The organism is Crinalium epipsammum PCC 9333 (assembly GCF_000317495.1).
Lineage (GTDB): Bacteria > Cyanobacteriota > Cyanobacteriia > Cyanobacteriales > PCC-9333 > Crinalium > Crinalium epipsammum.
Window position 1 is genome coordinate 1,559,108 of the sequence record NC_019753.1, and the last position, 12,922, is coordinate 1,572,029.

Here is a 12,922-nt window from a genome sequence, read left to right on the forward strand (position 1 = left end):
TTAAAAAATCGTGATTAGAAAAAAAAATCTGAGAGATTTGCCTTTTTTGGTGTGAGCTATTGCTCGTGCATCTAAGAATGTATAAGTTTCTCTTCGTTTATGGAAAAAACTTGGACGTGGTGTTTTTATTGTTTTTTACGTTTCACTCTCAAGAAAGTATTAAAAAATTCATAAAATTTTGAGGTTGCAAGTACGTTTAGCCACAAACCTTATTTTTTTAACCGTGAAAATTTAGAGCGCTACACTGAGGGAATTTATTGTCGCCAATGTCTTTTATACGGTAAGTGTGATTTTGAGGGCAGTTATGAGGAAATAGAAAAGCAACTGTTTCCTAAAGCTCAAATTGATCTTAATCGTGGTAGCCAAAATTGGAATCGCGATCAAAAGCGTAAACGCAAGTGAGTAGTGAGAAGAAAAGCGAATTTTAATAATAACGTAGACACTTTTATTTGCTTAAATTTAATGAAAAAACCGATTATTTGGGTGCATGGAGACTGTTTAAGTTCTGATCACCCAGCGTTAAAAGCACACCCGAATGCACTAGCTATTTGGGTTTGGGATGAAGCACTATTAGAAGAATGGAAAATTAGCCTTAAGCGGCTTGTATTTATTTATGAAAGTTTATTAGAACTACCAGTAATAATTCGACGCGGCGATGTAGCTGCTGAAGTAATTGCTTTTGCAAAAGAACATGATGCTGATGGGGTAGTAACAGCAGAAAGCCCTAGTCCACGTTTTGAAGCTATTTGTGGAGAAATTGAGCGATCGCTTCCATTAGAAATACTACCAGTTAAGCCGTTTCTTAATTATGACGGCTATATAGACCTAAAGCGTTTTTCTCGCTATTGGCGGGTTGCCGCGAAATATGTATTTACATCTACATCCAGGTAGCAACTAACTATAAAAGTATGCAGGGTGCGATCGCTCTCAACAATAATGCGTAGGCGGAGCAACATTTGCGGCGGGTTTTGAAAAGTTATCTGCCCAACAAAATAGTTGTTTGGCAACCCGCCCCTACGTCTGTTGCAGCTTGATGGGACTCCAGTATTACACTTCTAAAGGTGTACGACTATTACTAGCTTCCTCAACCGCTACCAATGGGAGTGAAGTTTTGCCCGTAATTAAACGTGCGCCCCGTTTACGAGTTAAATAGTTCCAACCCCACTGAATAAACACTACAACTTTATTGTCAAACTCAATTAAGTAGTAAATGTGTACAAATAGCCAAATCAACCACGCGATAAAACCTGTTAAACGCAAAAAAGGAAGATTTATTACTGCTGCATTGCGTCCAATTACAGCTAAACTTCCGTAGTCCTGATAACAGAAAGCAGGCAAGCTTTTAGCTGTAAGACGACTTTTGATCAAATTAGCAACATATTTTCCTTCCTGAATTGCTACTGGTGCTACACCAGGCAAAGGCTTACCATCTTTATCAGCCAAATTCGCTAAATCACCAATTACAAAAATATTCGGATGACCTGCTACGCTCAAGTCAGGTTGTACAACTACCCTACCAGTTCTATCAAGTTCAGCCCCAGTACTTTTTGCTAAAACTTGTCCCATCCGCGAAGCTTTAACTCCTGCCGCCCAAAGAATTGTTTTAGCAGGAATTTCTTCTATTTGTTCACCCTGACGAATTGTAACAACATCATTTTCAATATTAGTTACCAGCGTTTTAGTCCGCACAGTAACTCCTAAATCTACCAAAGATGCCTCTGTTTTTGCTGATAACTCTGGTGGATAAGGTGGCAAAATTCTGTCTATACCTTCTAGTAACAGAATTTGCGCTTCAGTAGTATCAATATTACGAAAATCATTTTTCAAAGTGCTGTAAGCAATTTCTGCTAATGCACCTGCTAATTCTACACCTGTGGGACCACCTCCCACGACCACAAAGGTTAGCCAAGCACGACGTTTTTCTGGGTTTGATTCTTTTTCTGCTGCCTCAAACGCCATAAATATACGCCTTCGCATTTCTAAAGCATCTTCCACTGTTTTTAAACCAGGAGCAACATCTGCCCATTGCTCATTTCCAAAATAGTGATGGCTAACTCCAGTTGCAACAATTAATGTGTCGTAATTTAGTTCTTCATTTTGCAAAATTAGTTTCTGCTGTTCGGGATCAATATCCAGAACTTCTCCCATTGCTACTTGGGTATTTTTGTTGTTACTTAGTATTCCCCGCAATGGTGCTGAAATATCAGCAGGCGAAAGTGTTCCAGTAGCTACTTGGTAAAGCAGTGGTTGAAAAAGATGAAAATTGCGCTTATCAATCAGTGTTACTTTTACTGGCGCATTTTTAAGAGATTTGGCTGCATAAAGCCCCCCAAATCCACCACCGATAATTACTACATGATGAGCCGATTGATTTGTTAATTCTTCAGGCATTTGCTTGGGTTCCTATTGCTTGGCTAATTGAATTTTGGAAAACTAATTTTTATGGAAATCAATTACAAAAGTAATTCTGTTAAAAAATATAAAGTTAGAAACCCATCTCTGCCCCTTCCTTTAGTAGGAGTGTATCCAGGGTTATGGGCTGAAAAAATAGCATTTGGAGGTTTAATTATGTTGACCTACTTACTAATATTCAAAAATCCATGTTAAATATTTAAAAATAGTAATATTTTAAACAGCTTACATCTGGAATTTTTTAAAATGGTTAGTAATATTTAAAACCAAGTTGCTGAGTTGAATTGCTATTGTTGTATTATCCAATATAAGTAATTAAAAAAAATAAAATTACATCAAAAACATTAAAAATTTTTATAGAAAATATAACTTAATGTTGACTATGGAAAGTATATAACAAGGATAACTTGAAACAAATATTTTTTGATTAAAAATATATTGATATTTTTAATATAGGCTACTAAATATTTTAATAAGAGCATCTAGATTTAGCTTTTAGGCAACTAATTATTTCATATTTTAGCAAGCTCTTTAGAAAAATATCAGTATAAAAATATACGGGGTGCGATGCGATCGCCTAATTATCCTTTCCTGTTGCTACAGAGCATTGAAATTGCTTTTTGAGCTAGTTTATAAACCCCTCGCCCTGAACAGGGAGGGGCTTATTACTCCCCCTTATGTACTAGGCAAGGGGGTTGGAGGTTGTAAATAACTCATTTCCTGCAACAGGTTAACGAGTATTCACCTCAGTTGCTGAAGCTGCTGACATTGCACCAGAGTAAATAATTCCCCGTTGCGTATCTAGCGTCAGAATTGCGCCATCTCTAATTACCTCAGTGGCATTCTTAACACCGACAATTACAGGTACACCTAGCTTTAGCCCAATTACAGCAGCATGACTTGTGAGGCTATCATCTTCAGTAATAATGCCAGATGCCTTACGAATCAACTCCACATAATCAACATTAGTATTGCGGGTTACTAAAATCTCTCCGTGTTTAAAGTTATTTACTTCTATCGCACTTTTCGCTACTCTAGCCCTACCGCTAACTGCACCTTGACCAATACCAATACCTTTACCTAAAACGGCTGTAACTACTTCTACTTTAATCAAGTCAGTTGAACCAGAGACACCCTGGAGTGTACCAGCAGTCATCACTATTAAGTCTCCCTCAACTAGCAAATTTTTCTCTAACGCGACATTAATAGCCGCCTGAGATGTTTGACCAGTTGACGGTAAATCTAGCACCAATAACGGTTTCACCCCCCAAACTAGCTGTAACTGTCGTGCTACATCTACGTGGGGAGTAATAGCTAAAATCGGTGTTTGGGGTCTGAACTTAGACACATTTCTAGCTGTCGCGCCACTTTTCGTCAATGGCATAATTGCAGCAGCGTGTAGCTGTTCAGCAATTTGCCCGACTGCGTGACTAATAGCATTAGGAATTGATTTTCTGCTGTCTTTCACCTGGCGAAAGAGATTTTCCTTCTCTATCCGCACAGCAATTCGCGCCATTGTCTCCACAGCTTCAACTGGATAACTACCTACTGCTGTTTCATTGGATAGCATCACCGCGTCCGTACCATCAATAATGGCATTGGCAACATCAGAAATCTCAGCACGGGTAGGTCTAGGATTATTCACCATGCTATCTAGCATTTGAGTTGCTGTGATAATCGGAATACCCAGGCGGTTAGCAGTAGTAATTAGCCGCTTTTGAAGGATGGGGACATCTTCTGCGGGAAGTTCAACCCCTAAGTCACCTCTAGCTACCATTGCACCGTCACAGAGGCAGAGAATTGCCTCCATTTGCTCGATCGCTTCATGCTTTTCAATCTTGGCAATTACTGGCGTTTGCTTACCAGCACTAGCAATTAGTTCTTTAATTTCTAAAATATCTTGGGGGTTGCGAACAAAACTCAGTGCCACCCAGTCAACATTTTGATCTAGACCGAACACCAAATCTTTGCGGTCTTTATCAGTTAGTGCCTTAATTGACAGGTAGACATCTGGGAAATTTACACCTTTGTTATTAGAAAGCGTTCCACCGACAACAACGCGACAGTGTAATTCCCGTGTTGTTTTGTCTACCTTCTCGACGATCATTTCGACTTTGCCATCATCAAGGAGGATGGTAGCGCCTTCTGGAACCTCATCTGCTAGGGGTTCGTAAGTAACAGAGCTAATTTTCTCTGTTCCTGGGACAGGGTTACTGGTGAGAGTGAAGCGATCGCCTTTCTTGAGCGAAATTGGGCCTGTCTCAAAGCGCCCCAAGCGAATCTTCGGCCCTTGCAAGTCCTGCAAAATACCTACTGGCTGATTTAGTTCAAAAGCAGTCTGGCGGATCAAGCGAATACTACGCTGATGATCTTCATAAGTGCCATGAGAAAAGTTGAGGCGCAACGTAGTAGCACCAGCTTGAATCAAAGCACGTAGAACTTCTGGGCTACTGGTAGCAGGGCCAATAGTGGCAACAATCTTCGTCCGGCGCAGGGAATCTCGCAGTTGCATGGAGGCAAAAATTAGAGTGGGGTAGCAGGTAAAGACAGCCTTTGCAGGTAACTAGCAGAAACTGGCTAAGAAGTCTGTTAATGCAATAGGCAAATGGGATAGTACCACATTTGGCTGAACAATTAACAATTAACAATTAACACTTAGGCTACCACTAAAATTTGCGGCTTGAAATACAATTATCAATTACCCTATAACTGAAGTTGACTGCTTGAGTTCAGATATATTTTTGTTTAAAGTGTGAGACAAGCAGGTTGTCAACTGATAATTGATAATTGATTATGGCAAAAGATTTGGAATTATAGTTGGATTCGGAATTATAGTTGGAGCTAGAGTTGGAGTTGCATTTGGAATTATAATTGCATTTGGAATTATAGTTGGAGCTAGAGTTGGAGTTGCATTTGGAATTATAGTTGGAGCTAGAGTTGAAGTTGCATTTGGAGTAGAGATATTCATTCCAATTACACCATTTAGCTTGGCATTTTTGAAGTTAGCATTAGTTAGTTTGGCATCAGTCAAGTTAGCTTTATCTAAATTTGCTTGATTTAAATTAGCATAACTAAGATTAGCTCCAATCAAGTTGGCACCCGTAAAGTCAGTAGTTTTGAGGTTGCTGTACGTCAAATCAGCAGTAGTTAATTTGGCATTTGTCAGATTAGCATTTTCTAAATTGGCACCAATTAGTGAAGCATTACTAAAGTTAGTTAAACTTAGTTTAGACTGAGTTAAATCAACGCCACTTAAGTTAGCTCGTTCTAGATTAGCACTGTCTAAAACAGCTAAATTTAGCTGCGCCCCTGTTAAATTAGCTGCTTGTAAATCAGCATTTTTAAGGTTGGCATTTTTTAAATTAGTAACAAATTTATCGACTGCTCCTAATTTAGCTGCTCTCAAATTGGCTTTTTCTAAGATTGCACCGCTCAACTGCGTACCTGTTAAATCAGCACGCTCTAGTGTGGCATTAGTCAGATCAGCATTAGTTAAATCGGCATCTGCTAACTGAGCATCAGTTAGGTTCGCGTCTCTCAAGTTAGCACCTTTTAATTGCGCTCCTCTCAAGTCGCAACCAGGACAAACTTTTGCTTTCATCAATCTTTCAACGTGTTGGGGATTTGCCGCTTGGGCTGAGGTTGCTAATAGCGACATTAACAAACTTAAACCAGCAAAAATGCCTATTTTCATAATTGCAAAAAATTTCAGGATAAATCTATCATTGCTACGAATATACCCTTAATTACAACTAACCACGATATTGAACATGGTAAATTCGGTTGTTGGCTTCTTCTGTAAATAACAAACTACCATCAGGTAGTACTAATAAACCTACTGGACGACCCCAAGTTTCCGCAACACTAGGATCAACTAAAAATCCTGTAAGAAAGTCTTCGTAATATCCTTTAGCACGTCCGGTAGAATCAAAAGGAGCAAACACAAGTTTATAGCCAGTACCTTGATTACGATTCCAAGATCCACGAAACGCTACAAATGCACCGTTGCGATATTTTTCTGGGAAAGTTTTACCGTCATAAAACTGCAATCCTAAAGCAGCAGAGTGGGCTTGAAATAAAACGTCTGGTGTCTTAGTACGGGATACTAAGTCTGGACGTTTGCTTTTGCCATTATTCAATTGACGAGGATCAAGGAGATTGGGTTTCAGGTAGGCGTAGGGCCAGCCGTAAAATGCGCCTTGTTGAACACGAGTGAGGTAATCTGGTACTAAGTCATCACCTAAACCATCGCGTTCATTAACTGTGGCGTAAAGTGCTTTGGTTTTGGGATGAAAATCTAAACCAACTGGGTTACGCAAACCCGAAGCAAAGGTTTGTTGGTTAGAACCATCTAGATTTATCACTTGCACAGAAGCGCGTGGTAGTGGTTCTTCATCAGCGTTAGAACGTGATCCAACTGATACATAAAGTTTTTTACCGTCTGGTGATGCAACTACGTTGCGTGTCCAGTGTTGGTTATACCCACCAGGGGTAAGGGTAGCAATTTTTTCACCTGTTCCGCTAATTTGTTGCTGACCTTTTTTGTAGGGAAAACGCCGCACTTCACCAGTGTTACCAACAAAAAAGTAACCATCTGCAAAGGTCATTCCAAAGGGAATATTAATTTCGTTCTGTTGTCCAGCAAATATTTTACTGACATCAGCAACGCCATCGCTATTAGTATCACGTAACAGTCTGATGCGATTTTGACGAGTTTCGGTTACTAAGATGTCACCACTGGGGGTGAGTGCTAACCAACGGGGTGCGTCTAAATTTTCGGCAAATACTTTAACTACAAAGCCTGGGGGTACTCTGAGGCTAGGGTTTGCTGGAATGGGTATGACATTGGGTGAATTAAATGCGCTATTACTGGCAAATGGTTGAGGTAAACTGCCAATGCTAATGCGGATGGGTTTGGGTGATAGTGGCTGGGTAGTAACCTGATTTTTTGTCTTGGAGAGATTTTGTTGTTTAGGCTGGGCAGGGTTATCAGTTTGTTTAGGGTTCTGAGACTCAATAGAGGCGTTGGTTGAGTCACAAGCAGCGATCGCAAGTAAGCTAATCAACAAGAAACGCAGAGGTTTCATAGCAGTAATTTAGTTAGACTTACTTCTAGGGTAGTGTTTGCACAGTAATAGTTGCGATCGCTCTTCCTAGTCACCATCCACCAGTCGCCAATATTTGGTAAAAATGCGTAAGTCCTATTGAGGTAGTTTACAGGTGCTACTGGGTAATACTAGCAAAAGAGCAGTTTAACAATGAATCGGAAAAATTATTTACCTCCAAATCTTTTAAAATCACAATGAGTAACTTAATTCTTAAACAAGCTGTTGCTAATTCTACTCGCCCTTCTGCTGATAGCATGGTATCAGCTTTGTTAGAAGCCGAGAAAAATGCTAAACGAAACAAAGTTAGCTATTCTTTTGAGCAATTAATCGGAACTTGGAGATTATGTTTTATTACTGGCACAAAGAAAACTCGTGCGAAAGCAGGAATTGTTTTAGGTGCAGGTCGTTATATTCCTAAGTTGATTAAAATTAAAATTGTTTACTCTGCTAGTCAACCAGAAGAAAATTTTGATTTAGGTAAGGTAGAAAATTCTGTAGAATTTGGTGCTGTTAAACTAACTCTTAGTGGAATTACTAAATTTTTGCCGAAAAAAAACATTCTGGCATTTGATTTTACTCGGATGACTATTCAAGTAATGGGAGCAACGTTATATCAAGGCTATATTCGAGGTGGAGAGAAAAAGGAACAGGATTTTTTGACAGAAAGTGTGAGCAAGCAAGCGTTTTTTGCTTACTTTATGGTGGAAGATGGCATGATTGCTGCTAGAGGAAGAGGTGGAGGATTAGCTTTATGGTCAAGGTAATTTATTAGTCGAGAGAATAATTTCAAAATAAAATGAAGAAGAAAAAATTCTTCAATGCCCCAAGATTTGCTTTGCAGCGTATACGTCAATCAGCAGCATTGTTTCAATATAGCGATCGCGCAATCCGTTTAGTCTGGAGTACTAGCCCTCTTCTTACTATCATCTTTGCTGTGATGACTTTAGCAGCAGGACTGCTTCCGGGTGCGATCGCCTACGTTGGCAAGTTAATTGTAGATGCAGTGATTGGTGCTAGTAATTATGGTTTACAGAGCGATCGTATTCTTGCACTAAGTTATGTAGCACTAGAGGCGCTGCTTGTCGCTTTACTCAACGGTACACAGCGAAGTTTAGCTGTCTGCCAATCTTTACTGCGAGTATTACTAGGTCAAAAGGTAAATGTTTTAATATTAGAAAAAGCACTCACACTAGACATCGCCTACTTTGAAGATTCAGAGTTTTACGACTTAATGAATCAAGCGCGGCGAGAAGCATCAACCCGTCCCTTAAGCTTAGTCAGCCGTACATTTAAACTAATTCAGGATACTCTCTCCTTAATTACCTATGGTGGATTATTATTGCAATTCTCTCTTTGGGCAGTAGTAGTACTCTCAGTAGCAGGAATACCAGCTTTTATCGCCGAAACTCGCTTTGCTGGAGAAGCTTTCCGTTTATTTCGTTGGCGTTCCCCAGAAACACGACAGCAAACTTATTTAGAAACCTTAATAGCTAGAGAAGACTATGCCAAAGAAGTTAAACTGTACCAACTTGGCAAGATTTTACTAACACGCTATCAAGAAATATTTCATCGACTTTATGGTGAAGACCGCAATTTAACTATCCGGCGGGGATTTTGGGGTTATTTACTAGGCTTACTCAGTACAGCTACTTTTTACCTTGCCTATACCTGGATTGTATTAGAAACAATTGGCGGTAAAATTTCCTTGGGCGATATGACCATGTATTTGATCGTATTCCGCCAAGGACAATCTACATTTTCCTCCGGTCTAAGTGGAGTTGGAGGAATGTACGAAGACAACCTTTATCTATCTAACTTATACAAGTTTCTAGAGCAAAAAGTCCCTAAATCTCAGGGTAAAGCTACTAAAGGATTAATTCCTAATGATGGAGTTCGTTTTGAGAATGTCTCCTTCAGCTACCCAGGAAGCCAAAAACCCGCCTTACAGGGAATCTCACTACACTTAAAACCAGGACAAAAACTAGCAATAGTCGGCGAAAACGGTTCAGGAAAAACAACTTTAATTAAACTTTTAACCCGATTATATGCGCCTTCTTCTGGGCGTATCTTGCTGGACGGTTTGGATTTACAAGCATGGGACATTACAGCACTGCACCGTCGATATGCTGTAATCTTTCAGGATTTTGTGCGTTATCAATTTACTGTTGGTGAAAACGTTGGCGTTGGGGATGTGGAACATCTGCAAGACCAATCTCGCTGGGAAATAGCTGCGGATAAAGGTATGGCTAAACCTGTCATCAAGTCAATGCCTGCTGGTTTTCAAACTCAGTTAGGGCGTTGGTTCAAATCTGGAGTTGAACTTTCTGGCGGTGAGTGGCAAAAAATTGCGCTTTCTAGGGCTTTTATGGGAACTGATACGGATATTTTAGTGCTGGATGAACCGACGGCAGCAATGGATGCAGAAGCAGAGTTTCAAATTTTCAATCACTTACGAACAATCACGAAAAATCAAATAGTTATTCTGATTTCCCACCGCTTTTCTACTGTGCGAATGGCTGACACTATTGTGGTTTTAGCTGGTGGGGTAGTGATTGAACAGGGTACTCATGAGGAGTTGTTGAAGGCAGAGGGGCGCTATGCCCGACTATTTTCGCTGCAAGCAGCAGGATATCAATAAAAAAAATAATTCAGGAAAAATTCAGTAAATTCATCAATGTTTTAAGTGCATTTTTAGAGAGATACTTTAGTCAAGCTACAGATATTTATCAGTAGCAAAGTTTATCTGTCAACCTAGTGTAATTTCGCCCATTTAAAGTTTTGATTTTAATATATTATACGCAGTTGCATTCAGACGAGTAATTTATCAATTATTTTAGACTCCTAACCCGTCACTGTGACAGTTATATCTATGAATGCAACTTGGTATTAATGTGTCTGCTTTGGCGGGTAGGAAACCCCACCGCAGGCAGACTCCCTGTTATCTAGTAGTAACTAGATAGGGCAGTGAAATTAAACCCTATGCGCTAACGGCGGCGGCACGGGCAGCAGCAGCTTGTTCAGGGTGAATTCCTAAGCGTGTGAGATTAATCCGACCTTTATTGTCAATCTCACGCACTTTAACCACGACCTCATCGCCAACAGCTACCTCATCCTCTACCTTACCAACACGGTAATCAGCAAGTTGAGAAATGTGAATCATGCCTTCTTTACCAGGAAGCAATTCCACAAAAGCACCAATAGGAATTATCCGAGTAACCCGACCTGCATAAACATCTCCTTCATGCAGTCTGCGAGTCATTCCCTGAATAATATTGATTGCCCGTTTGGCTTTTTCAGCATCTACGGCTGAAACTGTGATAGTGCCGTCGTCGTCAATATCAACCTTAGCACCTGTTTCTTCAGTAATACCTTTAATGGTCTTACCACCAGGTCCAATGACTAAACCGATCATGTCTGGATCAATGCTCATTGTCAACAGACGAGGCGCAAAGGCTGACAGTTCAGTGCGAGGTTGGTCAATTGCTGCCAACATTTTCTCTAAGATGTGCAGTCTTGCTGGTCTAGCTTGATCAATGGCTTTAGCTATGATATCCATAGATAGCCCGTTGATCTTCATGTCCATCTGCAAAGCTGTGATGCCTGTATCAGTACCAGCAACTTTGAAGTCCATATCACCCAAGAAGTCTTCAATACCTTGAATATCGGTAAGAATGCGAACTTCGTCGGCTTCTTTAATTAGACCCATTGCCGCACCACTAACTGGTTTGGTAATTGGGACACCAGCATCCATCAAAGATAGGGTAGAACCACAAACGGAACCCATTGAGGTTGAACCGTTGGAAGAAAGTACTTCAGAAACTACCCGAATGACATAAGGGAAAGCTTCTTTTGGTGGTAGTACAGGTACTAACGCTCTTTCTGCTAAGGCACCATGACCAATTTCACGACGACCTGGCGCACGCATGGGTTTGGTTTCGCCAACAGAGAATGGTGGGAAGTTGTAGTGATGCAGATAGCGTTTGCTGTCTTCTGGGTGTAAATCATCTGCTAATGCTTGGGCATCACCAGGAGTTCCAAGAGTACAAGCAGAGAGAACTTGGGTTTGTCCTCGGTTAAATAAACCGCTACCGTGAACACGCCTTGGTAAAAGACCGACGCGACACGATACGGGTCTGACTTCATCAAGTTTGCGCCCGTCTACTCTGATACCGTCTTCAATGATTTGACGGCGCATGAGTTTTTTGGTCAAATCTTTGAAGGTATTGCCCAAAATTTTGCTATTTGCTGCTGCTGCAACTCGAATTGGGTCTTCTTCTGGTAATTCAGAAAGTTCTGTTTTTAGAGATTCTTTAATTTCATCTAAAGCAGCATCACGAACATTTTTATCAGCTTCACACTTGGCTAAGATAACTTTGATGGGTTCTGTAGCGCGATCGCGAATAAAATTCTCTACAGTAGTATCAACTTCCGGTGGTTGTTCTACAACCATTTCAATCCCAAGTTCTGCCAATAATTCTTGCTGGGCAGCAATTAAATCTCTAACTGCTTCATAGCCGAAATCAATTGCTTCAATAATATCTTGCTCTGGCAATTGGTTAGCACCAGCCTCGACCATGATTACGCCTTCTGGCGAACCTGCGACGACTAAATCTAAGTCTCCAGCTTCAATTTCTTTATAGGTGGGGTTAATTACAAAATCATCCCCAACTAAACCAACCCGCACTGCCGCCATTGGGCCATTAAACGGAATCTTGGCAAGCATCACAGCAATACTTGCTCCAGTTACAGCCAGTACATCTGGTGGTACTAGCTCATCCATTGAGAGCGTACTTGCTACGACCTGGATATCATCACGCAACCAACTAGGAAACAATGGGCGTAATGGTCGATCAATTAAACGGCTAGTTAATGTTACTTTTTCAGGAGGACGACCTTCACGACGTAAGAAACCCCCTGGAATGCGACCTGCTGCATACAGTCTTTCTTCGTAATCTACTAACAAAGGGAGAAAATCTATCCCTTCTCTGCCTGTTGAACGGGTTGCTGTCACCAAAACAGCCGTATCCCCTGATTGAATTAGAACGGAGCCTCCAGCCTGTGGCGCAAGTAAACCAACTTTCAGTCTAATATCCCGTCCGTCAAAGGATATAGACTTATCCAATTCTACCATTCGGTACTTTGTCCTTTTATATCACTTTTCTTTCTCTGTGGCAATCGTAGCATTTATAGTCTCAGGGGAGGAGGGAGGGAGGGGAGAGGGGGAGAGGAGGGAGGAGTGATTTGCTTTTTGGATAAAACTTCACCTGATGGGTGATTATTGACAAATTTTTATGCCGTATTGCTTCAAGGAAGTTAACAATTATTGGCAAAAGATAAACATATTGCAAAAATCTTAATTTTGTTTTTGATCGCAGACAAACGCAAATCTTCTAATTGGAATA

8 protein-coding genes and 1 pseudogene are annotated in these 12,922 nt (G+C 40.5%); 4 read left to right on the forward strand and 5 right to left on the reverse strand.

From position 1 onward, the window contains the following. Positions 1-183: 183 nt before the first annotated feature. Both CRI9333_RS28310 and CRI9333_RS06640 read left to right on the forward strand, forming a co-directional pair. Positions 184-402 (forward strand): annotated as a pseudogene (locus tag CRI9333_RS28310) (FAD-binding domain-containing protein); the annotation flags it as partial. 60 nt (positions 403-462) lie between these two features. Continuing rightward, positions 463-891 carry a hypothetical protein gene (locus tag CRI9333_RS06640; RefSeq protein ID WP_015202395.1) on the forward strand — a complete coding sequence of 143 codons (429 nt, stop codon included), beginning with the start codon at positions 463-465 and terminating at the stop codon, positions 889-891. Positions 892-1,047: 156 nt separating this feature from the next. Here the strand turns inward: CRI9333_RS06640 and CRI9333_RS06645 are convergent, their stop codons facing one another. The 4 genes from CRI9333_RS06645 to CRI9333_RS06660 form a co-directional block, all read right to left on the reverse strand. Then, on the reverse strand, positions 1,048-2,391 hold the full coding sequence (locus CRI9333_RS06645; RefSeq protein ID WP_015202396.1) for an NAD(P)/FAD-dependent oxidoreductase: 1,344 nt from the start codon (positions 2,389-2,391) through the stop codon (positions 1,048-1,050). Between the two features lie 751 nt (positions 2,392-3,142). Next, positions 3,143-4,924 carry a pyruvate kinase gene (gene pyk / locus CRI9333_RS06650; protein WP_015202397.1) on the reverse strand — a complete coding sequence of 594 codons (1,782 nt, stop codon included), beginning with the start codon at positions 4,922-4,924 and terminating at the stop codon, positions 3,143-3,145. A gap of 279 nt (positions 4,925-5,203) precedes the next feature. Continuing rightward, positions 5,204-6,106, reverse strand: coding sequence for a pentapeptide repeat-containing protein (locus tag CRI9333_RS06655; RefSeq protein ID WP_015202398.1), 903 nt, complete (start codon positions 6,104-6,106; stop codon positions 5,204-5,206). Between the two features lie 58 nt (positions 6,107-6,164). Further along, a complete protein-coding gene (locus CRI9333_RS06660; protein WP_015202399.1) occupies positions 6,165-7,499 on the reverse strand; it encodes a PQQ-dependent sugar dehydrogenase in 1,335 nt (444 codons plus the stop codon). 215 nt (positions 7,500-7,714) lie between these two features. On the opposite strand from CRI9333_RS06660, the gene CRI9333_RS06665 reads away from it, so the two are divergent. Together CRI9333_RS06665 and CRI9333_RS06670 are read left to right on the forward strand one after the other, a co-directional pair. Continuing rightward, entirely contained in the window at positions 7,715-8,284 is a 570-nt protein-coding gene (locus tag CRI9333_RS06665; protein WP_015202400.1) for a hypothetical protein, read from the forward strand. 32 nt (positions 8,285-8,316) lie between these two features. After that, the gene (locus CRI9333_RS06670) at positions 8,317-10,158 is read left to right on the forward strand and encodes an ABC transporter ATP-binding protein (protein ID WP_015202401.1); all 1,842 of its coding nucleotides are present in this window, start codon (positions 8,317-8,319) and stop codon (positions 10,156-10,158) included. Positions 10,159-10,497: 339 nt separating this feature from the next. Here CRI9333_RS06670 and CRI9333_RS06675 read toward each other — a convergent pair whose 3' ends face one another. Next, positions 10,498-12,651, reverse strand: a complete 2,154-nt coding sequence (locus tag CRI9333_RS06675; protein ID WP_015202402.1) for a polyribonucleotide nucleotidyltransferase — start codon at positions 12,649-12,651, stop codon at positions 10,498-10,500. Positions 12,652-12,922: the final 271 nt, after the last annotated feature.